The organism is Aeromicrobium sp., assembly GCF_023146395.1.
Lineage (GTDB): Bacteria > Actinomycetota > Actinomycetes > Propionibacteriales > Nocardioidaceae > Aeromicrobium.
In genome coordinates this window covers 15,125-40,643 of record NZ_JAGLCD010000001.1, presented here as the reverse complement: position 1 = coordinate 40,643, position 25,519 = coordinate 15,125, and the positions used below count along the sequence as shown (strand labels likewise).

At 71.0% G+C, this 25,519-nt stretch carries 25 protein-coding genes, 1 tRNA gene and 1 riboswitch; of the genes, 6 read left to right on the top strand and 20 right to left on the bottom strand.

The genetic code is table 11. The features are described from left to right. Positions 1 to 73 precede the first annotated feature (73 nt). Together KAG51_RS00205 and KAG51_RS00200 are read left to right on the top strand one after the other, a co-directional pair. Entirely contained in the window at positions 74 to 1,489 is a 1,416-nt protein-coding gene (locus tag KAG51_RS00205) for a glycosyltransferase family 2 protein (RefSeq protein WP_290579409.1), read from the top strand. 53 nt (positions 1,490 to 1,542) lie between these two features. Then, positions 1,543 to 2,280 (top strand): hypothetical protein, encoded by a 738-nt coding sequence (locus KAG51_RS00200; protein ID WP_290579407.1) that lies wholly within the window; start codon positions 1,543 to 1,545, stop codon positions 2,278 to 2,280. A 57-nt stretch (positions 2,281 to 2,337) separates the two neighbouring features. Here the strand turns inward: KAG51_RS00200 and KAG51_RS00195 are convergent, their stop codons facing one another. Genes KAG51_RS00195 through glmU form a run of 4 tightly spaced genes read right to left on the bottom strand, consistent with a single transcriptional unit; the run spans position 2,338 to position 6,859 of the window. Continuing rightward, positions 2,338 to 3,381 (bottom strand): response regulator, encoded by a 1,044-nt coding sequence (locus KAG51_RS00195; protein ID WP_290579405.1) that lies wholly within the window; start codon positions 3,379 to 3,381, stop codon positions 2,338 to 2,340. A 58-nt stretch (positions 3,382 to 3,439) separates the two neighbouring features. Further along, complete coding sequence (locus tag KAG51_RS00190) at positions 3,440 to 4,390, bottom strand: glycoside hydrolase family 6 protein (RefSeq protein ID WP_290579403.1); 951 nt, start codon at positions 4,388 to 4,390, stop codon at positions 3,440 to 3,442. A gap of 7 nt (positions 4,391 to 4,397) precedes the next feature. Beyond that, complete coding sequence (locus KAG51_RS00185; protein WP_290579699.1) at positions 4,398 to 5,402, bottom strand: ribose-phosphate diphosphokinase; 1,005 nt, start codon at positions 5,400 to 5,402, stop codon at positions 4,398 to 4,400. 2 nt (positions 5,403 to 5,404) lie between these two features. Continuing rightward, a complete protein-coding gene (gene glmU, locus KAG51_RS00180) occupies positions 5,405 to 6,859 on the bottom strand; it encodes a bifunctional UDP-N-acetylglucosamine diphosphorylase/glucosamine-1-phosphate N-acetyltransferase GlmU (protein ID WP_290579401.1) in 1,455 nt (484 codons plus the stop codon). A gap of 59 nt (positions 6,860 to 6,918) precedes the next feature. Here glmU and KAG51_RS00175 point away from each other — a divergent pair, with 59 nt between their 5' ends. Continuing rightward, entirely contained in the window at positions 6,919 to 7,833 is a 915-nt protein-coding gene (locus KAG51_RS00175) for an NAD(P)H-binding protein (protein ID WP_290579399.1), read from the top strand. A 27-nt stretch (positions 7,834 to 7,860) separates the two neighbouring features. On the opposite strand, the gene KAG51_RS00170 is transcribed toward KAG51_RS00175, so the two are convergent. The 4 genes from KAG51_RS00170 to KAG51_RS00155 all read right to left on the bottom strand — a co-directional run bounded on the left by KAG51_RS00170 (position 7,861) and on the right by KAG51_RS00155 (position 10,976). Beyond that, positions 7,861 to 8,553, bottom strand: a complete 693-nt coding sequence (locus KAG51_RS00170; RefSeq protein WP_290579697.1) for a type II CAAX endopeptidase family protein — start codon at positions 8,551 to 8,553, stop codon at positions 7,861 to 7,863. A 203-nt stretch (positions 8,554 to 8,756) separates the two neighbouring features. After that, positions 8,757 to 8,838: transfer RNA gene (locus KAG51_RS00165), tRNA-Gln, on the bottom strand. Positions 8,839 to 8,853: 15 nt separating this feature from the next. Beyond that, positions 8,854 to 9,624 carry a methyltransferase domain-containing protein gene (locus KAG51_RS00160; RefSeq protein ID WP_290579397.1) on the bottom strand — a complete coding sequence of 257 codons (771 nt, stop codon included), beginning with the start codon at positions 9,622 to 9,624 and terminating at the stop codon, positions 8,854 to 8,856. Next, on the bottom strand, positions 9,621 to 10,976 hold the full coding sequence (locus tag KAG51_RS00155) for an amidase family protein (protein WP_290579395.1): 1,356 nt from the start codon (positions 10,974 to 10,976) through the stop codon (positions 9,621 to 9,623). The genes KAG51_RS00160 and KAG51_RS00155 overlap by 4 nt, the downstream gene beginning before the upstream one ends. Positions 10,977 to 11,052: 76 nt before the next feature. Here KAG51_RS00155 and KAG51_RS00150 point away from each other — a divergent pair, with 76 nt between their 5' ends. Continuing rightward, positions 11,053 to 11,589, top strand: a complete 537-nt coding sequence (locus KAG51_RS00150) for a MarR family transcriptional regulator (protein WP_290579393.1) — start codon at positions 11,053 to 11,055, stop codon at positions 11,587 to 11,589. Between the two features lie 33 nt (positions 11,590 to 11,622). Here the strand turns inward: KAG51_RS00150 and KAG51_RS00145 are convergent, their stop codons facing one another. From KAG51_RS00145 to KAG51_RS00110, 8 genes are all read right to left on the bottom strand, one after another. Beyond that, complete coding sequence (locus KAG51_RS00145; RefSeq protein WP_290579391.1) at positions 11,623 to 13,416, bottom strand: ABC-F family ATP-binding cassette domain-containing protein; 1,794 nt, start codon at positions 13,414 to 13,416, stop codon at positions 11,623 to 11,625. After that, positions 13,413 to 14,327, bottom strand: a complete 915-nt coding sequence (locus KAG51_RS00140) for a 4-(cytidine 5'-diphospho)-2-C-methyl-D-erythritol kinase (protein WP_290579389.1) — start codon at positions 14,325 to 14,327, stop codon at positions 13,413 to 13,415. Before KAG51_RS00140 ends, KAG51_RS00145 begins: the two co-directional genes overlap by 4 nt. Before the next feature lie 120 nt (positions 14,328 to 14,447). Then, complete coding sequence (rsmA, locus tag KAG51_RS00135; RefSeq protein ID WP_290579387.1) at positions 14,448 to 15,302, bottom strand: 16S rRNA (adenine(1518)-N(6)/adenine(1519)-N(6))-dimethyltransferase RsmA; 855 nt, start codon at positions 15,300 to 15,302, stop codon at positions 14,448 to 14,450. Positions 15,303 to 15,322: 20 nt separating this feature from the next. After that, positions 15,323 to 16,489 carry a resuscitation-promoting factor gene (locus KAG51_RS00130; protein ID WP_290579385.1) on the bottom strand — a complete coding sequence of 389 codons (1,167 nt, stop codon included), beginning with the start codon at positions 16,487 to 16,489 and terminating at the stop codon, positions 15,323 to 15,325. A 76-nt stretch (positions 16,490 to 16,565) separates the two neighbouring features. Further along, on the bottom strand, positions 16,566 to 17,489 hold the full coding sequence (locus tag KAG51_RS00125) for a TatD family hydrolase (RefSeq protein WP_290579383.1): 924 nt from the start codon (positions 17,487 to 17,489) through the stop codon (positions 16,566 to 16,568). Next, positions 17,486 to 19,075 (bottom strand): methionine--tRNA ligase, encoded by a 1,590-nt coding sequence (gene metG / locus KAG51_RS00120; protein ID WP_290579381.1) that lies wholly within the window; start codon positions 19,073 to 19,075, stop codon positions 17,486 to 17,488. Before metG ends, KAG51_RS00125 begins: the two co-directional genes overlap by 4 nt. A gap of 27 nt (positions 19,076 to 19,102) precedes the next feature. Next, positions 19,103 to 19,930, bottom strand: a complete 828-nt coding sequence (rsmI, locus tag KAG51_RS00115) for a 16S rRNA (cytidine(1402)-2'-O)-methyltransferase (protein WP_290579379.1) — start codon at positions 19,928 to 19,930, stop codon at positions 19,103 to 19,105. Positions 19,931 to 20,095: 165 nt separating this feature from the next. Continuing rightward, entirely contained in the window at positions 20,096 to 21,040 is a 945-nt protein-coding gene (locus KAG51_RS00110; protein ID WP_290579377.1) for a hypothetical protein, read from the bottom strand. Positions 21,041 to 21,231: 191 nt separating this feature from the next. Here KAG51_RS00110 and KAG51_RS00105 point away from each other — a divergent pair, with 191 nt between their 5' ends. Beyond that, on the top strand, positions 21,232 to 22,710 hold the full coding sequence (locus KAG51_RS00105) for a phospholipid carrier-dependent glycosyltransferase (protein ID WP_290579375.1): 1,479 nt from the start codon (positions 21,232 to 21,234) through the stop codon (positions 22,708 to 22,710). A 28-nt stretch (positions 22,711 to 22,738) separates the two neighbouring features. Beyond that, positions 22,739 to 22,802, top strand: a riboswitch (guanidine-III (ykkC-III) riboswitch). 11 nt (positions 22,803 to 22,813) lie between these two features. Next, positions 22,814 to 23,128 carry an SMR family transporter gene (locus KAG51_RS00100; protein ID WP_290579373.1) on the top strand — a complete coding sequence of 105 codons (315 nt, stop codon included), beginning with the start codon at positions 22,814 to 22,816 and terminating at the stop codon, positions 23,126 to 23,128. A 12-nt stretch (positions 23,129 to 23,140) separates the two neighbouring features. On the opposite strand, the gene KAG51_RS00095 is transcribed toward KAG51_RS00100, so the two are convergent. From KAG51_RS00095 to KAG51_RS00080, 4 genes are read right to left on the bottom strand one after another with little or no spacing between them, the layout of a single operon-like run. Beyond that, positions 23,141 to 23,746: a TetR family transcriptional regulator gene (locus KAG51_RS00095; protein ID WP_290579371.1), complete on the bottom strand. Its 606-nt coding sequence runs from the start codon at positions 23,744 to 23,746 to the stop codon at positions 23,141 to 23,143. A 31-nt stretch (positions 23,747 to 23,777) separates the two neighbouring features. Then, positions 23,778 to 23,945 carry a rubredoxin gene (locus tag KAG51_RS00090; protein ID WP_290579369.1) on the bottom strand — a complete coding sequence of 56 codons (168 nt, stop codon included), beginning with the start codon at positions 23,943 to 23,945 and terminating at the stop codon, positions 23,778 to 23,780. Further along, positions 23,942 to 24,217 carry a rubredoxin gene (locus tag KAG51_RS00085; protein WP_290579367.1) on the bottom strand — a complete coding sequence of 92 codons (276 nt, stop codon included), beginning with the start codon at positions 24,215 to 24,217 and terminating at the stop codon, positions 23,942 to 23,944. The genes KAG51_RS00090 and KAG51_RS00085 overlap by 4 nt, the downstream gene beginning before the upstream one ends. Before the next feature lies 1 nt (position 24,218). Continuing rightward, positions 24,219 to 25,496: an alkane 1-monooxygenase gene (locus KAG51_RS00080; RefSeq protein ID WP_290579365.1), complete on the bottom strand. Its 1,278-nt coding sequence runs from the start codon at positions 25,494 to 25,496 to the stop codon at positions 24,219 to 24,221. Positions 25,497 to 25,519: the final 23 nt, after the last annotated feature.

The following is a 25,519-nucleotide window of genomic DNA, read 5'->3' as shown; positions in this document are numbered from 1 at the left end:
GGTCCATGCACCTGAGGTGGCGCTGGTGGACTTCTGCCATGCCACGATCCACCGCGCCTGAACGGCACCGGCGATGACCGCCCCCGCTGGCGACGCCGGCTGGGCCGTCGACCTGCTGCAGGGCATGACTGCTCCCTCGACCCGTCGCTCGACGATCGGGTGCATCATCCCGGCCTACAACGAGGAGAGCACGATCGCGGGCGTCCTGGACTCGCTGCTCTCCCAGACCCGGCTCCCCGACGTCGTGCACGTCGTGGTCAACAACACGACCGACGCCACCGCCGAGATCGCCGGCCACTACGCCGGCATGCACGTGCGAGGCGAGGGACCGCAGATGCAGCGCACCGAGATCTTCGTCCACGACATCGGCGAGAACCCCGACAAGAAGGTCGGTGCGCTCAACTACGGCTTCACCCTGGTCGAGGGGCTCGACTACCTGCTCGGCGTCGACGGCGACACGACGGGCGACCCCCGGGCGGTCGAGCTGCTCGTGGCCGAGATCGAGGACGACGACCGGATCGGCGGCATCTCGGCGATCTACAGCATCGACGACACCGACGTCGAGAGCCGGTTCGCGAAGTTCCTGATCGCCGGGCAGCGTGCACAGTTCGCCGCATTCAACCTGCAGAACCTGCTGCGCGGACGCAACATGGCGGTCCTCGGCGGGCAGTACTCGATCTTCGCGGTCGAGGCGCTGCACAAGGTCGTCGAGCAGACCCACCAGCGCTTCCCGTGGGTGCGTGACAGCGAGATCGAGGACTCGCTGCTCTCGTTGCAGATCAAGAGCGCGGGCTACCTCACCAAGATCAGCGCGGCGGCCCGGGCCAACGTGGGCGGCATGGCGGACCTGCGCTCCCTCGACGCCCAGCAGGTCAAGTGGAACACCGGCGCGATCGATCTGATGTGGCCCGGCCAGCGCGGTGACACGAAGGGTCAGCCCTTCCACCCGAATCTGCGACTGCGGTGGTTCGAGAACATCTCCATGGTCGTCAACGGCTTCACCCGCCTCGGCTTCCTCGTGCTGCTGGTCTGCTCGGTGTCGTTCAACGCCTTCGAGTTCAGCCCGCTGTGGCTCATCCCGCCCTTCATCGCGACGCTGCTGAACACGCGCGTGGCCCTGGCGATGCACGACGCGAACCGCAAGGACTATGTGTTCGCGATGGCGCTCGTCCCCGCCGAGGTCTACATGTGGATCCGCCTCGGCCACTTCTCCCGCTCGTGGTTCAAGTTCGCGACCCGGTCCCAGACCGACAACTGGGCGCTGCAGGCCAAGGCCGAGAGCGGGGGCGCCGGCGCGGCGTACCTGATGCCGTTCGCGATCGTCGCGGTCGTCATCGCCGCGTTGATCGCCGCCTGGTGGCAGCTGCCCGACGCCCTGAAGTCCGACGCACTCGTGGTCGGCTGGACCACGTTGGGCATCGTCACGATCGCCCAGACCGCCTGGCTCCTGCTGCGCGCCCTGCGCCGCCACCGCGGGTTCCGCGCGTGAGCACCCCCGCACCCCGCCCGATCCATCCCTCGACTCCCGAGAAGAGCTCCTCCATGCGATCAGTCCGTCCCCGCCACACCCACCGTCGCCGCGCGGGAGCGGCGGTGCTCGCCCTGGGGCTCGCGCTGAGCGCAGCCGCCTGCAGCAGCGAGTCCCCCTCGGGCGAGCCCACCCCGGTGCCCACCCCGACCGCGACCGACACCGGTGCCGAGGAGCCCACGGGCTCGATGTTCACCGACAACGGCACCTTCACGTCCTCCACCTCGATCGACGGCATCGAGTACGTCCTGTCGATCTACCCCACGGCCAGGACCCCCTTCACCCACCAGTGGTATCCCGGTGGCGACAAGCTGTTCACAATGTCGATGACGGCCTACGACACCGACCGCGCCGAGCGCGATCCGTTCGCCAGCAAGCGTGTCGTGTTCCTCGACCGCGTGTCGGTCAGCTCTGTCGCGAGCGACGAGTCGGGCAACACGATCAGCGTCGAGCCCTACCGGCTCGACGAGCAGGCCGCGCGCGTCACACTCGATCCCGAGCCGCTCGCCGATCCGGTCTACGGGATGGTCATCACCTCGCCCAAGGGCGCGTTCGAGCTGCGCGACCAGGTCATCGGGACGCTCGACCCCAAGGTCCGCAAGGTGACGTTGTCGTTCCACGCCACGGTGTGGGCCCAGAACTCCGCCGGCTCGGCCCAGGTCAACCGTCAGAGCATCTCGACCGAGGTCCCGATCGTGATCTTCCCGTCGACCAAGGACACCACGACGGTCGAGAACCCCGACGCCGACTGAGGGGCGCGGCCCGGACCCGCCGCTCCAGCGGAGGGTCCGGGGCGGTGCCGAGATCGATCAGTCGGCGGCGAGGCGGTAGCCGACTCCGCGGACCGTCTCGATCCAGCGCGGGGTCGTGCTCGAGTCACCGATCTTGCGTCGCAGGTTGGCCATGTGGACCTCGACGGCGCGCTTGTCGGCGTCGTTGACGTAGTAGGTCGTGACGTAGCCCTCGCCGCGCAGCGTCAGCACCAGGTCGGCCTTGGACCGCACCCGACGGCCGGAGGCCAGCAGGGCGGCCAGGAGGTCGAACTCGCTGCGGGTGAGGTCGATCATCGATCCGTCGACCGTGGCCACGCGCGTCGCCCGGTCGACCCGGAGCCCCTTCCAGTCGAGCACCTCCTGGCTCGAGCCCTCGCCGGCCGGGCTGATGCCGGCCGATCCCGCCCCGGGCAGGGGCGCGGAGTGCTGGACCGGCGGGGTGGCCGCGGCGGGCGGGGCCTGGTGCGCGATGACCTCGACGGGGGCGGCGGGCTGCTGCACGGGGGTCGGCTGCACGGGCTGCACCGGCTGGGCCTGCGGCTGTGTGGGCTGGGCGGGTTGGGCCGGCGGCTGCAAGGGCTGGGCCTGCGGCGCTGGCGCCTGCTCCACGGCCGGCGTCGCCGACGCCGCGTCGGCGGTGGCTCCCGTCGGCACCGCGCCCGACGCGGCAGGTCGGGCGGCGTCGGACTCGCCCGCCACCTGGCGCGGTCGTCGCAGCAGCGAGTCGACCCGAGCCCGGAGCTCACGCGGGCGGAAGGGCTTGACGAGGTAGTCGTCGGCGCCAGAGTCCAGACCCTGGATCACGTCGATCTCCTCGGTCTGGCCCGTCAGCATGATGATGTAGGTGCTGCTGAACTCGCGCAGCCGCTTGGCCACCGCGAAGCCGTCCATGCCGGGCATCTGCACGTCGAGCGTGGTCAGGAGCGGCTCGTGCACCCGCACGGCCTCGATCCCGTCCTCGCCGTTGCTCGTCAGGATCGGGGAGAATCCGCTCTGGACCAGGATCGTCCGCAGGAGGTTGCGGATGTCGGCATCGTCCTCGATCACGACGGCAATGCGTTGCTCCGCCGTATGCTCCATGCCAGAACGCTAACGAACTCGAGGGTCACCCTTCACGGCGCGGACGCCAGTTGTGACGTCACTCACGCTTTCCGTCGGCGAGCTCGAGGGCACGCTCGAGCCAGAACTGTCCCGCCGCGGGTCCTCCGTGACACGTCCCGTCGCTCTCGCCCGGCGGCTTGATCCACAGGCGCGCGTCCAGGGCCGAGTCGTCGTCGACCGCCGCCGGCCGGACTCCCAGGGTGCGTCCTGGCGGATTGCACCAGTCGTCGGTCGAGCCGGCCCCGTTGCGGCCGGAGTCGACGACGTAGTGCGCCTCCGGCACGACCTCGCGGATCTGCTCGGCGTACGCCAGCTCGTCGGCATCGGTCTGGTAGTTCGCGACGTTGACGCTGAACCCCCGGGCGTCCTCCACCCCGGAGCGCTGCAGGCGCTCGGCCATGACCTGCGGCTCGATCCAGTTCGAGTGGCCGGCGTCGAGGTACACGGTGGCCCGGTCGTGGAACGCCGCGACCGCCTCGTGCAGCAGCGCGTACCGCTCGGCCGGGTTCGAGCACTCCTCGACCGTGGCCAGGGCATCGGGCTCGAGCACCACCGCGACCGTGCCCGAGAGGGCGGCCGCGATCGTGCGGACCCAGATCGTGTAGAGCCCGGGGACGAGACCGCCCTGGGACTCCTCCCCCACGCAGTCGCGATCGGTGATGCCGTAGACGACCAGCACGACGGCGCGACCGTCGGCGCCCGCGAGGACGTCCTCGACGAAGGATCCGATCGTGTCCGGGCCGTGCGCCTCGGGCGTGAGCCACACCGCGGTCGGGGTGTCCGCGAGATCCTCCAGGTCAGCGGCGTCAGTGCCCGACGCGCGGTCGGCGGCCGCAGCGGCTGCGGAACCGGACCAGACGAACAGGTCGCGACCGGCGAAGGGGTTGTGGTCCTGCGGAGAGCTGCGCGTCACGATCACGACCCCGGCCACGACGACGAGCACCGCGATCGACACCGCCACGACTCGCCGGCGGTCGAGGCGCAGCACGGGCAGGTCAGCCCTTGAACAGGCTCGTGACCGAGCCGTCCTCGAACACAGCGGCGATCGCCTGGGCGAACAGCGGTGCGATCGACAGGACCGTGAGCTTGTCGAACATCTGCTCCGGCTCGAGCGGCAGCGTGTTCGTGACGATGACCTCGGTCGCCACCGAGTCGCGCAGTCGCTGGACCGCAGGGCCGGAGAACACCGGATGCGTCGCGAGAATCACGACCTCCGCCGCGCCGTCGGCCATCAGGGCGTCAGCCGCCTGCACGATCGTGCCGCCGGTGTCGATCAGGTCGTCGACCAGGATGCAGGTGCGTCCGGCCACCTCGCCCACGACGCGATTCGCCTTGGACTCGTTGGGCCGGGTGACGTCGCGGGTCTTGTGGATGAAGGCCAGCGGGGCGCCGCCGAGGGAGTTGGCCCAGGCCTCGGCCACCTTGATGCGACCGGCATCGGGCGAGACGACCGCGAAGGACCGGTCGGCGTACTTCTCGCGCACGTAGCGCGTCAGGATCGGCATGGCCAGCAGGTGGTCGACCGGGCCGTCGAAGAAGCCCTGGATCTGCGCAGTGTGCAGGTCGACCGTCATGAGGCGGTCGGCCCCGGCGGCCAGGAACAGGTCGGCGACGAGCCGGGCGGAGATCGGCTCGCGCCCCAGGTGCTTCTTGTCCTGGCGCGCGTACCCGTAGAACGGCAGCACGACCGTGATGCGCTTGGCCGAGGCCCGCTTCAGCGCGTCGATCATGATGAGCTGCTCCATGATCGACTGGTTGATCGGCGCCGCGTGGCTCTGGATCACGAACGCGTCGCAGCCCCGCACCGACTCGTCGAAACGGATGTAGATCTCACCGTTGGCGAAGTCGTACGCCGTCGTGGGCACCAGGTCGACACCGAGCAGCTCGGCCACCTCGCGCGCCAGGGTCGGGTGCGTGCGTCCCGAGAACAGCATGAGGTTCTTGGTCGGCGTGCGCTTGCTCGAGGAGCTCGGCTGCGCGGACGTGGTGGTGGGCTCGATGCTCACTCGCGGGTCTCCCGTGATCGACGTGCTGCCTCGGCGGACGAGGTGCCGGGTCGCTTCGCCTCGACCCACCCGTCGATCATCCTCTGTCGCCCCTCGCCGATCGCGAGCGCCCCCGCCGGGACGTCGTCGCGGAGCGTGGTACCGGCCGCGGTGTAGGCGCCGTCGCCGATCGTGACCGGTGCGACGAAGACGTTGTCGGACCCCGTGCGCGCATGCTCGCCGACCGTCGTGCGGTGCTTCGCGACGCCGTCGTAGTTGGCCGTGATCGTGCCGGCTCCGATGTTGGCGCCCGCGCCGATCTCGGCGTCGCCCACGTAGCTCAGGTGCGGGACCTTCGCGCCGGGCCCGATGTGGGCGTTCTTGGTCTCGACGAACGTGCCGATCTTGCCGCCGGCGTCGAGCAGCGTCCCGGGGCGCAGGTAGGCGAAGGGCCCGACCGTCGCCCCCTCACCGACGACGGAGTCGGACCCGTGGGTGCGTACGACCGTGGCCGCGGCACCCACCTCGACGTTCCGCAGCGTCGTGTCGGGGCCGATCGTGGCGCCGGTGGCCACGATCGTGGCCCCCAGCAGCTGCGTGCCGGGCAGCACCGTGACGTCGGGAGCGAGCTCGACCGCGGAGTCGATCCACGTCGTCGCCGGGTCGACCACCGTCACGCCCTGCCGCATCCAGTGCTCGACGAGACGGTCGTTCATGACGCGGCCGAGCTGGGCCAGCTGCACTCGGTCGTTGACCCCCTCGGTCTGCCACACGTCCTCCAGCACGTGCGCCCCCACCGGGAGGCGGTCGCCGACCGCGTGCGCCACGATGTCGGTCAGGTACAGCTCGCCCTGGGTGTTGTCGTCGCGCAGGGCGGTGACCGCGCGCCGCAGGAAGTCGGCGTCGACGGCCAGCACCCCGCTGTTGATCTCGCGGATCCGGAGCTCGTCCTCGGACGCGTCCCGGTGCTCGCGGATCGCCTGGACCTCGCCGTCGCCGCCGCGGACGATACGACCGTAGCCGGCCGGGTCAGCGAGCTCCGCGCTCAGGATCGTGACGGCGCGGCTCGCGGCGCGGTGGGACTCGACGAGCTCGCTCAGGGTCGCGCTGGTCAGCAGCGGGACGTCGCCGTACGTGACGACGACCGTGCCCGCGGGCGGCGCGTCGAGCGCCTCCAGGGCGACCTTCACGGCGTGCCCGGTGCCGCGCTGCTGGGCCTGGACGACCTGGACGACCGAGGGGTCGATCGCGGTGATCGCGGCCGAGACCTCGTCGCGCCCGTGGCCGATCACGGCCACGGTGCGGGTCGCACCGAGTCCCGCGACGGCCGCCAGGGCGTGACCGACGAGCGGACGGCCCGCGATCTCGTGCAGCACCTTGGGCAGCTCGGACCGCATGCGGGTCCCGGCGCCCGCCGCCAGCACGATCGCCGTGACGGCGGTGGGCTCTGCAGGGGAGTCATGAAGTGGCACGCCCGACAGTGTAGGGACGTCGGGATGCCATCGGGCCGTTGCCGACCTACGCTCGCGGCATGACCCAGCCCCACACCGTCCTGGTCACCGGGGCCACCGGCTTCGTCGGCCGCCGCCTCGTGTCCGAGCTCGTGGAGCGCGGTCACGCGGTCCGCGCGATGACTCGGCGCCCCGAGGCGTACGACGGCGAGGGCACGCCCGTGGGGGCGGACGTGGGCGACGCCGCCTCGCTCGCGGAGGCGCTGGCGGGGGTCGACGTCGCGATCTACCTCGTCCACTCGCTCGACCGTGACGACTTCGAACGCATCGATGCCGACGCGGCCGCCTCGTTCGGCACCGTCGCGGCGGAGGCCGGCGTCCGGCAGATCGTCTACCTCGGCGGCCTGGGGGCGGACGGCGACGACCTCTCGTCCCACCTGCGGTCGCGGCGCGAGGTCGAGGGTCTGCTGGGCATCGGCGGCGTCCCGGTCACGGTGCTGCGGGCCGCGATCGTCGTGGGGCACGGGGGCATCTCGTGGGAGCTCACGCGCCAGCTGGTCAAGAACCTCCCGGCCATGGTCGTGCCGAAGTGGACCGCCACGCGGACCCAGCCGATCGCGATCGACGACGTCATCCGCTATCTCGCAGGGGTGATCGGCCACGAGGACGCGCTGGGGCAGACCTTCGAGATCGGTGGCCCGGACGCCATGACCTATCGCGACATGCTGCAGATCGCCGGCGAGCAGATCCAGGGGCGTCGCACGCCGATGGTCACGGTGCCGGTCCTCTCGCCCGGGCTGTCCTCGCGCTGGCTCGCCCTGGTGACCGACGTCGACGCCACCACCGGACGCAATCTCATCGACTCGATGGGCGTGGAGGTCGTCGTGACCGAGCAGCGCATCCGCGAGATCGTGCCCGGCGACCCGCTCACGTACGAGGAGGCCGTGCGCCGCGCCCTGGCCGAGCGCACGGCCGCCCTGGCCGCCGGGTCCTGACCTCGGCCTGACTCGCGGCCCCACGTCTCAGGCGAACAGCAGCGGAAGCACGAACAGCATCGAGATCGACCACGTGCAGTGCGTGAGGATCGGCGCGAGCACCCCACCGGACGCACGACGCTCCAGACCGACCACGACGCCGAGCAGGATCGCCGCGAAGGCGAGCATGACGTTTCCGGTGCCGAGCGTGGCCAGCACGTAGGCGATCGTGGTCCACGCGACCGGGTTCCGCGGGATGGCGGCGTAGGCGGCGCCTCGCCAGAAGAGCTCCTCGGCGATGCCGTTCACGGCCGTGACGATCACGACGAGCCAGAGCGCACCCTGGTCGGCGAAGTCGGTCACGGAGCGCACCTGGTCGTACAGCCAGGGGATCTCCCGCACCACGAGGCCGCCCACGACGAACAGCAGCGCCAGGGCGAGCCCGATCACGATCGGGGCGACGACCGGGCGCACGGTCACCTCGGGGGTCGGTCGCGACGCGATGCGGCCGACGTGCAGCCGGCCCGACACGAACGCGCCCGCGGACCACACACCGGCCAGGGCGAGCGTCGCGAGGTAGAACCTCACGCTGCCCGGTTCGAGCCGGAGGGACACGCCCAGCAGCACGGCACCGACGACGATCGTGGCGATCACGACCACCTGGCGCCGACGAAGCCCTTCGGCGGTGTCCTGCTGGTCGCGGGGCACGACGTCCCACATCGACCTGCGGACCCAGCGCATCGCCACTCCCCCTCCTCAGGTTCCACCGTCGCGCCCGAATCTACGGGCGACCGCACCGAGCCGCACGGCGTGCCCGCTCCACGTCACCGCCCAGATGTGGACACGTCCGCACGCGATTCGGCTCCCATTGCGTGCCGAAGTGTCCACATCTGGCTGGTCGGGGACGATGGGGGCATGAGCGATCCGATCGACGAGAACTGACCTGGCTCCCCGGGCAGGAGTCGAACCTGCGTCGCTTGTCCTGATTCAAAGTCAGGCGGGCCCTGCCGGCAGACCAACCGGGGAACGTGCGCAGCAAGGCTATCGCGCCGGGCGCGTCGCCACCGCGAACGTCCGGGCGAAGGGCAGCACCGTGCCCCACGGGCGCTGGGGATACGCGGTGCGCAGCTCCGCCTGGTACTGCTGGATGAAGTCCTCGCGCAGGCCGTCGGGCAGGGCCTGGACGTACGGGCGCGCGCCCGTGCCTGCGACCCAGCCCCACACGGCGTCGTCGCCCTGCAGCACGTGGAGGTACTCAGTCGTCCACACATCGGCGGACCAGCCGAGACCCGCGAAGAGCTCCAGGTACGAGGCGGCGTCCGTGCGCGAGAACCGCCGGACCCCGGCCGTGTGGTCGGCGAACGCCGGACGGGCCGCGACCTCCCGCATCAGCACGTGGCTCGGCGCATCCTGGTTGTCCGGAACCTGCACCGCGAAGGCGCCGCCGTCCTGGACCGCCCGGAGCAGCCGGGCGATGACCTCGAAGGCGTCCGGGACCCACTGGAACATCGCGTTCGAGACGATGACGTCATACGGCGCGTCCGGGATCCAGGTGGCGACGTCGCCGACCTCGTAGCGACCATCGGGATCGACCTCGCGGGCGTGGGCGATCATCTCGGCCGAGGAGTCGACGCCGAGCACGTCGGCCCCGGGCCATCGGTCGCGGATGACCGACGACAGGTTGCCCGCCCCGCAGCCGAGGTCGAGGACCCGCGCCGGCGCGGTGGCCGGCACCCGGGTGAGCAGCTCGACGAACGGCCGGCCCCGCTCGTCGGCGTGCCGGAGATAGGTCTGGGGATCCCAGCGGGTCACGCGAGCCCGCCTCGGATCAAGCCCTCCAGCTGGGACGTGAGCCCCATGAGCCGGACGTCGTCGTCACGCTGCCCCACGAGCTGCACCGCGAGCGGGAGCCCGTCGGAGGCCAGACCCGCCGGGACCGACACGGCCGGCACACCGGCGTGGTTCCACTGCACGGTGTACGGGTAGAACGCGTTCATCGCCAGGATCAGACGCAGGGCGCCCAGCTCGTCCCAGCGGCCCACGGGCAGCGCTGTCGACGACATGACCGGCGAGAGGATGACGTCGACGCCCAGGTCGCGGTGCACCTCGCTCGCGAAGCGCTCCCCTGCACGACGAGCCCACGCGATGGCCCGCGGCCCGACGGGCGCGCCGAGCCGCACGATCCCCCGGGTGCGCGGCTCGAGCAGCGACGGGTCGTCGAGCCTGTCGACCGACTGGGCGATGCCGCCGAGGTAGCGCAGCGTCGCCGACTTGGCCCGCAGCCCGTACGGCACGTCGACCTCCACGACGGTGTGGCCCGCCGCCCGCAGGACGCCCGCCGCCCGCTCGAGTGCGGCGTCGACCTCGGGATCGAGCTTCTCGGCGCGGGTCGCTGCGGCGGCGCTGCGGGTCAGCCCGATCCGCAGAAATCCCGGAGCGGCGGTCGCGGCGGCCTCGACGAGCGAGCCGGAGAACGTGCCGACCTGGTCGAGGTAGAGCGCGGTGTCGGCCACCGTGGGGGTCACGCAGCCCTGCGTCGACAGCCCGCACCAGCCGCCCGAGCCGGGAACCGTGCCGTTGGTGGGCTTGAAGCCGACGAGCCCGCACGCGGCCGCCGGGATCCGGATCGAGCCCGCCCCGTCAGAGGCCGTGGCGATGCCGACAGCACCGGCCGCCACGAGTGCCGCCGATCCGCCCGACGACCCACCGCTCGTGCGCCCGGGGTCGATCGGGTTCCGCGTGACGCCCGTGATCTCGGGCTGCGTGAAGCCGACGATCATGAGCTCGGGCAGGGTCGTGGTCGCGACGGGCACCGCGCCGAGCCGGCGGAGAACGGTGACGAGCTCCCCGTCCGCTGCCGCCGCTCGCGTGACGGCCCGGCTGCCGAGGGTCGTGACGTGACCCGCGACGTCGAGGTCGTTCTTCAGGGCGATCGGCACGCCCGTGAGCGGCCCAGCCTCACCGGCGGCTCGACTCCGGTCGGCCGCGTCAGCCGCGTCCAGCGCCTCGTCACGCAGCACCTCCGCGACCGCGTTGATGCGCGGGTTCTCCCGGTCGATGGCCGCGAGCGTGGCCTCGGTGAGCTCGCGCGAGCTCAGCTCACCGGCGGTGAGGAGGGCGGACTGGTGGGCCGCACCGGCGGCGACGACAGCGTCGAGGGTCATGGGAGCACCGTATGTCGCAACTCACACCCAGCGGAAGTATCTCGACATCAAGAATCTTGAGCGCTACCGTCAGAGCATGTCCCCCGGCCCGGATCCCACCCCATCCGCCGGGTCGATCGACGACCCGGACGAGGTCGATGCGATCGTCGAGGCCTGGCACCGCGAGCGACCGGACGTCGACGTCACGCCGATGCAGGTCCTGAGCCGCGTCTCCCGTCTGGCGCGCCACGTCGACAGCGTGCGCAAGGCCGCGTTCGCGGCGCACGGGCTGGAGTCGTGGGAGTTTGACGTGCTGGCGGCCCTGCGTCGCTCCGGCGAGCCCTACGCTCTCTCCCCCGGCCGGCTGGTCGCCCAGACCCACGTCACGAGCGGCACGATGACGAACCGCGTCGACCGGCTGGCCACGCGTGGACTGGTCGAGCGCCAGCCTGACCCGGGCGACCGTCGTGGCGTCCTCGTGCAGCTGACCGGCCCCGGGCGCGAGCAGGTCGACGGCGCGATCGCCGAGCTCATGCGCAGCGAGGCCAGCCTGCTGGAGGACCTGTCCCCCGCCGAGGCCGAGGCCCTGGCCACGGCGCTGCGCACGCTGATGCGCCCGTTCCACACGACCTGACCGGTCAGGGCCCAGGTGGTCAGCCGCCGTTCCTCAGGCAAGGGTCTCGGAGATCTCCAGCCAGCGGTCCTCGAGCTCGGTCAGCCGCGTCGCGACCTCGGCGTGCTCCGCGGCGAGCTCGGTGAGCCGCGGGCCGTCCGAGGCGTGCTCGGCCATGAGGACCTCGAGCTCCTTCGTGCGGGCGTCGGACTGCTTGATCCAGCGCTCGACGCGCGCGAGCTCCTTGCGCAGCTCGCGGTCCTGCTGCGCGTCACGCGCCGGAGCACCGCCGCCGGCCGTGGCACCTGCCGTGTCGGGCCTGGTCGACGACTCCGAGCTGCCCGCACCAGACCCGCCGGCGAGCTGCAGGTACTGGTCGACCCCGCCGGGCAGGTGGCGCAGGTGGCCGCCCACGACCGCGAACTGGTGATCGGTCACGCGCTCGAGCAGGTAGCGATCGTGGGAGACCACGAGCAGGGTCCCGGGCCACGTGTCGAGCAGGTCCTCGACCGCCGCGAGCATGTCAGTGTCGAGGTCGTTGGTGGGCTCGTCCAGGATCAGCACGTTCGGCTCCTCGAGGAGCACCAGCAGCAGCTGCAGACGCCGCCGCTGCCCCCCGGAGAGATCCTTCACGGGCGTCGAGAGCTGCCCCGTGCGGAAGCCGAGCTGCTCCAGCAGCTGGGTCGGGGTCTGCTCCTTGCCGCCGGCCAGCACCGAGGTCCGCTGCCGCGAGATGACGTCGGTGACCCGGTCGTTCGCCACGGCGTCGAGCTCCTGCAGCGACTGGGTCAGCGTGGCGATCTTGACCGTCTTGCCGCGCTTGACGCGCCCACCGGTCGGCTCGACCTCACCGGTCACGAGCCCCAGGAGGGTCGACTTGCCGGCCCCGTTGCGACCGAGGATCCCGGCCCGCTCCCCCGGCCCGATGCGCCACTCCACGCGGTCGAGCACCTGCTTGTCGCCGTACGACACCGAGACGTCGAGGAGGTCGACGACGTCGCGCCCGAGTCGCGAGGTGGCCATCTTGGTGAGCGCGACGGTGTCGCGCGGCGGCGGCTCGTTGGAGATCAGCTCGTTCGCCGCGTCGATGCGGAACTTCGGCTTCGACGTCCGCGCCGGCGCACCGCGACGCAACCACGCGAGCTCCTTGCGCATCAGGTTCTGCCGCCGACCCTCGATGACCGCCGCCTGGCGGTCGCGCTCGACGCGCTGCAGCACGTAGGCGGCGTACCCGCCCTCGAAGGCCTCGACGATCGCGTCGTGCACCTCCCACGTCGTGGTGCACACCGCGTCCAGGAACCACCGGTCGTGGGTCACGACGGCCAGGGCCCGGTCGCGCACGGCCCAGCCGTTGAGGTGGCGCGCGAGCCAGTCGATCCCCTCGACGTCCAGGTGGTTGGTCGGCTCGTCGAGGAACAGGACGTCCCACTCCCCCGCGAGCAAGGCCGCGAGGGCGGTGCGCCGGCGCTGACCACCGCTCAGCGAGCCGATCGAGGCGTCCCAGGCGACGTCGCCCAGCAGGCCCTCGACGATGTCACGGATACGGGGGTCGCCAGCCCACTCGTGATCGGGGCGGTCACCCACGACGACCGTGCCCACCGTCGCCCCGTCGGGCAGCGAGTCGGCCTGGTCGAGGAACCCGACCCGCAGGTCGCGGCGCCACGTGATGCGTCCGGCGTCGAGCTCACGCTTGCGGGCCAGGGCACCCATCAGCGTCGACTTGCCGTCGCCGTTGCGTCCCACCACGCCGATCTTGTCGCCCTCGCCGATGCCGACCGTGACGCCGTCCAGGACACGCTTCGCGGGGACGTCGACCACGACGCCCTCACCGACGATGAGCGGATTCACGCGATGACCCTCGCCCCGGCGGCAGGGCCGTGGGTGTGGATCACGTCGGCACAGCCCGGCGACGCCCAGAGCGCGGCGGTCAGCATCGCCGCGTCGGCGTCGTCCTCGATCAGGAACACGCACGTGGGGCCGGAGCCGGACACGATGCCGGCGAGCGCGCCGGCGTCCAGGCCGATCTGCAGCACGCGATCGAGCTCGGGACGCAGCGAGAGCGCGGCCGGCTCGAGGTCGTTGGCGAGGTGCTCGCCGAGCCGCTCGGTGTCGTGCCCGCGGAGGGCGGCCATGAGCTCGGGGGCGACGTGGGGCACCTCCGGATCGGGCTCGAGCCGGTCGAACTCGGCGTAGACCGAGGGGGTCGACAGTCCCTCGCGTGCCACCACGACGAGGAATCCATAGCGCCCGCGCGACAGCACCGGTGAGATCTTCTCCCCGCGACCGGTGCCGATGCCGACGCCGCCGTGCAGCAGGAACGGCACGTCGCTGCCCAGGTCGGCCGCGAGGTCGGCCAGCGCGTCACGCTCCCACCCGAGACCCCACACGTGATTGGCGCCGACCAGCGCCGCCGCGGCGTCGGCGGACCCACCGGCCATGCCGCCCGCCACCGGGATGACCTTGCGGATCGCGAGGTCGACGCCCCCCGTGAATCCCGCCGCTCCGCGCAGCAGCTCGACCGCCCGCACCGCGAGGTTGTCCGGCCCGACCGGGACGGCGACGGCCTCGTCGCCCTCGCGGGCATCGGCCTGCACGGTCACGGTGACCTGGTCGTCGTCGCGGGCCGTGACCCGCACCGTGTCGTGCAGGTCGAGCGCCATGTAGACCGTGGCGAGCTCGTGGAACCCGTCCTCGCGGAGCGGACCGACCGACAGACCGAGATTGATCTTGGCGGGAGCCCGCACGACGGCCGTGGTCACCGCACCAACCTAGCCGTGGCGAGGAGCTCGAGGGGTCGAGGGTGCCGGGGCACCCTCAACCCCTCAGACTCCGTCGTCCCGAGGACCTCTGACCGCGGACTCCTGACTGCGCAGGGGGCCTCAGTCGGCAGTGGGCGGAAGCACCAGCCCGTCGGCGATCGCGCGGAAGGCGAGGACGTCGAGCTGCTCCCCGCGCGTGCGCGGGTCGACGCCGGCAGCGACGAGGGCGTCCTCGGCCGCGGCGCCGGAGCCGGCGAGCCCCGAGAGCGCCGACCGCAAGGTCTTGCGGCGTTGGGCGAACGCGGCGTCGATGACCGCGAACGTCCGGAGCCGCATCGCCTCGTCGCCGAGCGGCTCGTCGTGACGCCGCCAGCCGACCAGCTCGGACTCGACGTTCGGCACGGGCCAGAAGACGCTACGGCCCACCGTGCCGGCCGCCGAGGTGGTGCCGTACCAGGCGGCTTTGACGCTGGGCACGCCGTACGTGCGCGAGCCCGGCCCGGCGGCGAGGCGGTGGGCCACCTCGGCCTGCACCATCACGAGGGCACGGTCGATCGATCCGAAGCGCTGCAGGACGTTGAGCAGCACGGGCACCGAGACGTTGTACGGCAGGTTGGCCACCAAGGCCGTGGGCGCGGGGCCCGGCAGCTCGTGGACGTGCATCGCATCGGCCAGCACGACCTCCACGTCGCGCCCCGGGGCGTGCTCCGCGAGCGTCGCCGGCAGGAGCGCGGCCAGGACCTCGTCGATCTCCACCGCGACGACCCGGCGTGCCACCTCGGCCAGCGCCAAGGTCAACGACCCGAGCCCCGGACCGATCTCGAGCACGACGTCACCGGGCACGACGCCCGCGACCCGCACGATGCGGCGAACCGTGTTTCCGTCGACGACGAAGTTCTGTCCCCGCTGCTTCGTGGGACGCACCTGCGCCCCCTCGGCGAGCCGACGGACGTCGGACGCGCCGAGGAGGCGCACGGTGTGAGGCGGTCGGTCGTTTATCGCAGACCCAGCTTCGACGAGCAGTGCGGCCACTGGCCCCACCCCGAACGCTGCTGCAGCATCTGGGCGCGCATGGTCTGCTCCTCGGCGGATGCCTCGGACGGCAGACCCGTGCCGCCCACGGAACGCCAGGTGCTGGCGGAGAACTGGTACAGGCCGTAGTACCCGTTGCCGGTGTTCGTGGCCGGGTTGCCGCCCGACTCGCACTGGGCGAGCGCGCCCCACACGCCGTCAGGGGCGACGCCCGTGGCGACCGGCCTCGGCTTGGTGCCGTGCTTCTCGACCTGGGCGACGGGCTCCTGCGTCACGGTGCGCTCGAGCACCACCCGGTCGCGGACCTGACCATCGGCGATCACGACGTCGACCTTCTCGGTGGCCGCACCGGCGACGCCGGGGGACACCACGGACTTCTCGCCCTCGAACGCGTCCGGGTCCTCCTGGACCTGGGTCTCAAAGGGCACCGCGACCTCCTCGGTGCGCTGCTCCTTGACGATGCGCACGACCTGCAGGACCGCGTCCGGGGTGACGTACGCGTCCTTGCCGAGCGTGACCTCGTCGTCGTCGCCGAGCTTGACGTCGGCCTCGTCCAGGACCTCGTCGACCGTGGGGGCCGACGTCTGGAGCTGCTGGGTCTGGCCATCGGCCACGACGGTGAGGTTCTTCGGCGTGCTCACGACGACGTCGAGGCCCTTGCGCGGGATCTGCTCGTCGTGGTCGGCCGAGACGTACGCGTCCTTGGGCGGGTCGACGGCGTGCTCGTCGAGCAGCTCACCGACGGTCGGTGCGTAGGTGACCTGCTCGGTGCTGGTGCCGTCGACCGTGACGGTGACCGGCTTGGCGTACTTGATGACGACCGGGTGGTCCGACGACGGGGCCGAGTCCAGGGCGACGTTGATCTTGTCGGACGCCTTCAGGTCGATGCCCTGGGAGTCCAGGACCTCCTCGACCGTGTCGTCGAACGTGCGGATCGTCTCGGACGTGCCGTCGACCGTGATCTCGACGGTGGTGCTCATCGCGGCGTAGGCCGCGGCACCTCCGGAGAGGACCAGGAGCAGGAAGACGTTGAGGGCGATGACCCAGGGGGCCTTCGCTCCTCCGTCCTCGTCCCGGCGGAACTTCGCCAGGAGGTCCGGTCGGTGGATGCGGGGGTGGGGGAACTTCAAGCTGCTTTCCTCGTCTGTTGGCACACGCTTCACGCGCTCGGTCAGCCGTGCCACCGTAACGACGATTCGGGCGCGGTCAAACCTCAATGCCCGGATTCTCAGGGTTTTCACCTGCTGGGGGCTCGTGGCGCGGCCACGCCCCACCGAACGCGCGGTCGGTGTTGGCCTCGACCTGCCGGCACAGGTCCAGCAGGTCGTCGCCCCGCGTTTCTGCCATGTTTCGCAGGGTGAATGGCACCAGGAACGACGCGTTCGGACGACCGCGATGGGGCTCGGGGGTCAGGAACGGTGCGTCCGTCTCCACCAGAAGACGATCGGCCGGTGTGACCTTGAGCGCATCACGCAGGTCCGGGGCGTTCTTGAACGTCACGGTGCCCGCGAACGAGAGGAACGCGCCGCGTTCGACACACGCTCGCGCAAAGGCCGCGTCACCGGAGAAGCAGTGGAAGATCGTGCGGTCAGGGACGCCCTCGTCGTCGAGGATCGCGAGCACGTCGTCGTGGGCGTCGCGGTCGTGGATCACGAGCGCGCGTCCGTGCTTCTTGGCGATGCGCACGTGCTCACGGAAGGAGTGGTGCTGCGCCTCGCGCCCCTCGGGACCCGTGCGGAAGTAGTCGAGCCCGGTCTCCCCCACGGCGCGCACGGCGGGGTCGGACGCGAGGGCGTCGATCTCGGTCAGCGCGGCGTCGAGGCTCCCGGCCTCGGCCAGCCGGGGCGCCTCGTTGGGGTGGAGCGCGACGGCGGCGACGATCGCGTCGAACTCGCGGGCGACCTCGACGGCCCACCGCGAGTCCTCCAGGTCGCAGCCGACCTGCACGATCCGGGACACGCCGACGGCCGCGGCGCGGTCGAGCGCCTCGGCGACCTCGATCCGGTGACCCCCGCGAATGCCGACGTCGAGGTGGCAGTGGTTGTCGACGACGGGCGCCGGCAACGGCTCCGGAGCGTCGGGCCAGGGCCAGTCATCGGCCTGGCTCGTGCCGTGGCCTGCCACGCTCATGCCTCGTCGAGGTCGATGCGCGGGAACAGCGCCGCTGTCTTGACGATCGGCGTGCCCGGCGGCACCTGGCCCCACCGCGGCACGTCGGCCACGCGCTGGTCGGCCAGGTCGCCGATCGTGGCGCCTCCGACGGAGTCCCAGAGGATGACGGTGGCCTTCGGCATGACCGGGTGCAGCAGGACGGCCAGCGCTCGGAGGCCCTCGACGGTCGTGTTGAGGATCGTGCCGAGACGCTCGCGCTGCGCGTCGTCCTTCGCGACCTGCCACGGCTGCTGCTCGGTCACGTAGCCGTTCAGGCCGTCGACGATCCGCCAGATCGCGGCGACGGCGTCGTGCGGGGCGATCGCCTCGATCGCGGCGTCCGCCTCGGCCGTGGCCGAGGCGACGAGGTCGACGATCGCACGCTCGGCCTCGCCGTGCTCGCCCGCGGGCGGGAGCTGGCCGTCGAAGTACTTGCCGACCATCGCGGCCGCGCGCGAGGCGAGGTTGCCCAGGCCGTTCGCGAGCTCCGCGTGGTACCGCGCGCCGATGTCCTCCCAGGAGATCGAGCCATCGTTGCCGAACGTCAGGGCCCGCGAGAAGTAGTAGCGGTAGGCGTCGGAGCCGAAGGTGTCGACGATCTGCGTCGGGTGGATGCCGTTGGCCTTGCTCTTGGACATCTTCTGCCCGCCGACGAGGATCCAGCCGTGCGCGAAGACGCGCCGGGGCGTCGGCAGGCCGGCGGCCATCAGCATCGCGGGCCAGATGATCGCGTGGAACCGCACGATGTCTTTGCCGACGATGTGGACGTCGGCGGGCCAGAGGTCCTCGAACCTCTGCGCGTCGGCCGGGTCGGTGCTGCCGTACCCGGCCGCCGTGACGTAGTTGAGGAGCGCCTCGATCCACACGTAGAAGATGTGGTCGGAGTCCCACGGCACCGGGATGCCCCAGTCGAACGTGGACCGCGAGATCGACAGGTCGGTCAGGCCGCGCGAGACGAACGAGACGACCTCGTTGCGCGCTGACGCCGGCTGGATGAAGTCCGGGTTGGCGTCGTAGAAGTCGAGCAGCTGCTGCTGGTACTCGCTCAACCGGAAGAAGTAGTTGGACTCGGTCATGTGCTCGACCCGGGAGCCGTCGAGCTTGGAGACCTGGTGGCCCTCGTCGTCGCCCTCGCCGTCGGCGACGTCGTCGTCGCCCACGAACTCCTCGGACCCGACCGAGTACCAGCCGGAGAACTCGCCCTGGTAGACCGCGCCGTTGTCGTTGAGCTTCTGCCAGAACGCCTGCACGCCGGTCTCGTGGCGCTCCTCGGAGGTCCGGATGAAGTCGTCGTTGGCCAGGTCGATCGTCTCGAGCATGGGCTTCCACTCGCGCTCGACCAGGCCGTCGACCCAGTCCTGCGGCGCCACGCCGTTCTCGTCGGCCTTGCGCAGCACCTTCTGCCCGTGCTCGTCGACCCCCGTGAGGTACCAGACGCGCTCGCCGCGCTGCCGGTGCCAGCGGGTCAGGACGTCGCCCATCGTCTGCGTGTACCCGTGCCCGATGTGGGGCGCGTCATTGACGTAGAAGATGGGCGTGGTGACGTAGAACGTCCGATCAGCCATACCGCGATCCTAGTGAGCGGCCCTGCGTCAGGCGTGGGCCGCGTCGTACACGAGGTTCTTGGGGGCGCCCGTGCTCCGCACGACGGCCGCGATCGCGTCCTTGCGACTCAGGCCCGTGGCCTCCGCCCGGTCGACGAGGTCGGCCAGCACGTCCGGGTCCAGCTCGACCTCGGACGGCGCGGCACCCTCCACGACCAGCGTGACCTCGCCCCGTACTCCCTGCTCCAGGCCCTCGACCCAGACGACGAGATCGTGGGTCGTGCCACGGACGACCTCCTCGTAGGTCTTGGTGAGCTCGCGGCAGACGACGGCGCGACGCTCCGGGCCGAACATCGTGCGCATGGCCCGCAAGGTGGCCTCGGTGCGGTGCGGCGACTCGAAGAAGACCATCGTGCGCGGCTCGTCGGCCACGTCCTTGAGGAAGCGGTCGCGACCACTCGGCTTGCGGGGCAGGAAGCCCTCGAACGTGAAGCGGTCGACCGGAAGGCCCGAGATCGCGAGCGCTGTGAGCACCGCGGACGGGCCCGGGATCACGCTGACCTCGACACCGGCCTCCACGGCCTCCGAGACGAGGCGGTAGCCGGGATCGGAGATGCTCGGCATGCCCGCGTCGGTCACGAGCACGACCGAGTACCCGACCCGCAGCAGGTCGACGAGCTCGGACGTGCGCGACTGCTCGTTGCCCTCGAAGAACGACACGATCCGCCCGCGGGTCTCGACCCCGAGCTCGCTCGTGAGGCGCGCGAGGCGCCGGGTGTCCTCCGCGGCGATGACGTCGGCGCTCGACAACGCCGGACCGAGGCGGCGAGACACGTCCGAGACCTGACCGATGGAGGTGCCCGCGAGGATCAGCATGCCTGCATCGTGCCATCTGCCCAGCCCACCGGCCGGCGGGTGGGCGGTGGGTGGGTGGGCGGTGGGTGTTCCACCGAGGCGGCGGGGCGGTGAGTGTTCCACCGCCTCAGCGCTGGGGCGGTGGAACACTCACCGCCCCAGGGGAGGGAGAGTCCGTCCGAACGCTCATCGGATCCTGTCGGGCACCTGGAGCCGTGGGGTGCTCGTCGTCCACGCCCAGACCGTCCCGAAGTCGGGCGCCGGTCCGTCGTACCCTTGCCCCACCAAGGCGCGGTGCACCAGCCGGGCCATGCGCCGCGGGTTGGCCAGGTCACGCGCGGTGAGCCGCAGGTACGTCCACCCCGCTTCCCGAAGTCGCCGGTACCGCTCGATGTCCCACTCGAACTGCCGTGCGTCGAACGCGTGCTGGCGGCCCTCGTACTCCACGACCAGACGCCAGCGGCGAAACACGAGGTCGCCGATGGCCAGCAGGTCGGGCCCGTCAGTGATGGGGGCGTTGACCTCCGGCGGCTCGAGACCGGCTGCCCGGAGGAACACCCGCGTGCGACTTTCCGGGAACGACGCCGACCTCGCATCGACCCACGGCACCAGGTGCTCGACCAGCTCGGCCCCCGGCCGCCACGGATCGAGGAGAGCCGCCTCAGCGAGGGCCGCGGTCGTCGTGAGCTTCTTCGCGATCAGCTGGTCGGCGGCGGCAATGGCCCAGATCGGAGGCAGCACGGAAGCCGACTGAAGCCACGCCGCGGACAGTGCGACACCCGTCGCGTCACACGGAGGCAGCTTCACGGTGCGATGCAGCATCACGCCGTCGTACTCCAGATGGAGCTCACGACCGATCGTGAAGTGGATCAGCGGGTCCCCCACATCGACCCCCGCGACCTCGAGCCGGGTCGTGTGGCTGAGCACCGCATCTCCGGGAACCGCCAGCTGCGCCGCTGCGATCAGACCCGCCCGGTCGAGCTCGGTCGACGCCAGACGGAACACGCACGGATGGACGCGGACGAACCTCGGGTGGTCGAGCATCCGGTCGCTCAATCCGGCGGCGCGGGCCTCCCTGCGGTGAAAGGCACGGCGAGCCAGGTGGTCGGGGACGGGCGTCGGACGATGCATGGATCACACGCTGGTGAGATCGGTTGCGAAATCGAAGAGCTGTACCCCGACCCGTGGATGGCGCGGACCTGTGGATGCGCGGCGGGCGGTGAGTGTTCCACCGCCCCAGCGCCCAGGCGGTGGAACACTCACCGCCCCTCGTTCGAATGTGGAACACTCACCGCCCCACGCGGCGTCGCTAGGGTGATCGGGTGCGAGGGGTCGACGAACGCGTGTGGGGGTGGCTCGGTCCGATCGGGGTCGCCCTCCTGGCCTTCGTCACCCGGGTGTGGAACGTGGGATCCCCCAACCGCCTGCTGTTCGACGAGACGTACTACGCCAAGCACGCATGGTCGATGCTGCAGGTCGGCTACGCGCGCGAGGCCACCGAGGGCGCCGACGGCAGGATCGCCGCGGGCGAGACGACCCGGCTCTTCGGCGAGCTCCCGACCCAGGTCGCCCACCCCGAGGGCGGCAAGTGGATGATCGCCCTCGGCGAGCACTTCTTCGGTCTCGACGGCTTCGGCTGGCGCATCAGCGCGGTGGTCGTGGGGGCCCTGACGGTCCTGGTGCTCGCTCGCCTGGTGCGGCGCCTGACCGGCTCCACCTGGCTCGGCTGCCTCGCCGGACTCCTGCTGTGCGTCGACGGGATGCACTTCGTGATGTCGCGCCTGGCGCTGCTCGACGGATTCCTGACCTTCTGGATCGTCTCGGCCGTCGCCTGTCTCGTCGCCGATCGCGACCACCTCGCGCGGCATCTCGAGACGAGCCTCGCCTGGCGCCCCCTGCGCCCCTGGCAGCTGCTGGCCGGCGTCTGCTTCGGCATGGCCGTCGCCACGAAGTGGAGCGGCCTGTTTCCCCTCGCGGTCGCTGGGCTCCTCGTGGTCGGCTGGGAGCTCCTGCTCCGCTGGCGCTCGCCGTTGCGCGATCCGGAGGCGCCGCGGGCCGCCTGGTGGGCCCGGGCCCTGGTCTTCGTGGGCGGGCCCGCGTTCGTCTCGCTCGTCGTGGTGGCCCTCGTCGTCTACGTCGCCACGTGGACGGGCTGGCTGATGCACCACGAGATCTACGCCGCACGCTTCGACCTCGGCGACGGCAACCGCTTCAGCCAGCTCTGGCAGTTCCACCTGCTCGACTACCGCTTCCACACCGGCGACTACCTCGCCGGCCAGACCCACCCGTACCAGTCGGACGCCTGGGGGTGGACGATCTTGAGCCGTCCGGTCGCCGTCGACGCGCAGAACGACCTCCCGGCGTCGATGTGCGGCGCGAGCGACGGCGACTCCTGCATCGCGGTCATCACGCTGCTCGGCAACCCGCTCGTGTGGTGGCTCGGCTCGGCCGCCGTCGTGGCGAGCGCCGCGATGTGGCTCTGGGAGCGGTCCTGGAAGCACGGACTGGTGCTGACGATGCTCGCGGCCCTCTGGCTTCCGTGGTTCCGGTTCGACGACCGCCCGATCTTCTCGTTCTACGCCGTGGCGATGCTGCCCTTCCTCATCGCGGCGATCTGCCTCGTGCTGGGCGATGTCTGGCAGAGCGCCGGCCCGCTCGCCCGGCGCGTTCTCGTGGGCGGGGTGCTGGCCTACGTCGCGGTCACGGTGGGCCTGTTCTGGTGGTTCCACCCCATCCTGACCGGCGAGGTCATCCCGCGGTCCGCGTGGGAGGCGCGCATGTGGTTCCGGTCCTGGATCTGACCCCCGTCGTCGCGATTTGCTAGCGTCACACCTGCCCGCACGGGCACCCGGACGAGGCGCGTCGTACCCGGCCAGCGACAAGACGATGCCAAGGAGCGTCGCCATGCCCTGGATCGTCCTGATCGTGTCCGGTGTGCTGGAAGCCGTGTGGGCCACGGCCCTCGGCCGCACGGAGGGATTCACCCGGCTGACGCCCAGCGTCGTGTTCGCCGCGGCGCTCGTCGCGAGCATGGCCGGCCTCGCCTGGGCCATGCGCACGCTGCCGGTCGGGACGGCCTACGCGGTCTGGGTCGGCATCGGGGCCGCGTTGACCGCCGGCTACGCGATGGCCAGCGGCGACGAGGCGGTCTCGGTCGCGAAGATCCTGCTGCTGCTCGGCATCGTCGCCTGCGTCGTGGGACTCAAGCTCGCGCACTGAGCGCCCGCACGCTCAGCCGCGCGCGCCCCTGAGCGCCAGCCGAAGGATCCAGCCGATGTCGGCGGCTGCCTCGGCCGGCGGCTTCGAGGGGCGGGTGATCGCCGACAGGACGAGGCGGACGACGCTCTCGACCGCGACGTCGACCTCGGCATCGGTCAGCGGCAGGTCGAACGCACCGTCGGCGATGCACTGCTTGACCGCCGCACTGGCTGTCTCGATGATCTCGCCGGACTCGACCGTGAGGATCGCCAGGAGGTCGGGGTCGTGCTCGCCCGGCACCGATCCGACGATCGTCCGGACCAGCAGGCTGCGCTCCCCCAGCTCGAGCGCGCCCTCGCAGGCCGCCACGACGGCGTCGACCACATCGGCCTGCCCCGCCATACGATCGCGCACGACCTCGAGGAACCGGGCGAGCTCGCGCATCGCGAGGTGCTCGGCCAGCTGCCGCTTGGTGCCGAGCTCGTTGTGCACCGTCTGACGGCTGACGCCGACCTCGTCGGCGATGCGCGACATCGTGACCGACGACCAGCCGCGCTTCTCGATCTGCGCCTGGGCGGAGTCGAGCAGACGATCGCGGAGCTGGCCCTGCACCGAGGCCCGGAACGTCGTGACGGTCATGCCGTGACCGTACCCGGCACTCGGTCGCGCATCAGCCGACCTGGGTCATGGCGAAGTCGACCTTCGCAGCACCGCAGTCGGGGCAGGTCCAGTCATCGGGGATGTCCTCCCACTTCGTGCCCGGTGGGAAGCCCTCCTCCTCCCAGCCCTGCGCCTCGTCGTAGATGAATCCACACTGCTGGCACTCCCAGACCTTCACGCGTTCTCCTCGTCCCTCTCCCGCTGCAGCTCGGCCCGCTGACGGGCGAGCGCCTGCTCGCGGGTCTCCTGGCTGATGACGTTGCCGTCCTGATCATTGCGGACGAACTCCTCGATCGGGAGGAAGTCGACCTGCTCGCGCACGCCGCAGTCCGGGCAGGTCCAGTCCGGGTCGACCTCGTCGAACGGCGTGCCGGCCGGCCAGCCCTCGCGGGGGATGCCCGCGGCCTCGTCGTAGACGAACTCGCAGTTGGGGCAGATGAACTTCGCCATGTCAGACCGTCACCTCCTCGGGCGTCGCACCGTAGCGGGCGTAGTACTTCTGCTTCAGGCGCGGGTGCACGTTCGCCTGCGTGACGTCGCCGTCGTAGTGCGACAGGACCCGGTCGTCCATGACCTTGCGCCAGATCTGCGGCACCCAGGTGGCCACGATCATGCCGGCGTACCCGGTGGGCAGCACCGGAGCCTCCTTGAAGTCGCGCAACGCCTGGTACCGACGCGTCGGGTTGGCGTGGTGGTCGCTGTGACGCTGCAGGTGGTAGAGCAGCACGTTCGTGCCGATGTTGTTGCTGTTCCACGAGTGCGAGGGGTTGACCCGCTCGTACCGGCCGGACTCGAGCTTGGCGCGCTTCATGCCGTAGTGCTCGAGGTAGTTGACGCTCTCCAGCAGCCAGATACCGAGGATGGCCTGGATGATCAGGTAGGGGAAGATCTCCGGGCCGAAGGCGGCCATCGCGAAGCCCCAGAGCAGGACCGTGAACATCCAGGCGTTGATCAGGTCGTTCTTGAGGCTGTAGGGCGACTTCTTGAGGCGGGCGAAGCGCTTCTTCTCCAGCTCCCACGCGCTGCGCAGGCTGCCCACCACGGTGCGCGGCATGAACTCCCAGACCGTCTCGCCCATGCGGCTCGACGCCGGGTCCTCGGGGGTGGCGACGCGGACGTGGTGACCGCGGTTGTGCTCGATGTAGAAGTGCCCGTACGCGGTCTGGGCGAGGGCGACGCGGGCGAACCAGCGCTCGAGCTCCTCCTTCTTGTGGCCCAGCTCGTGGGCGGTGTTGATGCCGATGCCGGCCACCATGCCCATGCCCGTGGCGAGGCCGACCTTGTCGTACCACGTGAGGTTCTCGGCGATCCCGGGGAGCACCGACGTGGCGAAGGGGTCCCAGCCGAAGATCGTGCCGTTGCCCAGCAGGAAGCAGCCCCAGAGGAAGCCCGCGATCTGCAGCGGGATGAACGCGAACGTCACCCAGCGGTAGTAGCGGTCCTCCTCGAGCGCCTCGATGAGCTCGTCCGGCGGGTTGTTCGGGTCGAGACCCGCCACGAGATCGAACAGCGGGATCAGCACGAACACGAAGAACGGGCCGAAGTACCACCAGACGTGCCACTCCGTCGCGGCGACCAGCCCCCAGATCATCATGGGGATGAGCGGGATGACCGCTCCCATGATCCAGAGGTATCGCTTCTTGTCGGTCCACTCGATCTTCTGACCGTCGACCACGGCTGACACCGTCATGTTGATCTCCTCGGCTCGCTTGACACCAAGGTATGACATGTCAAGCGACTTGACAAGAGTGT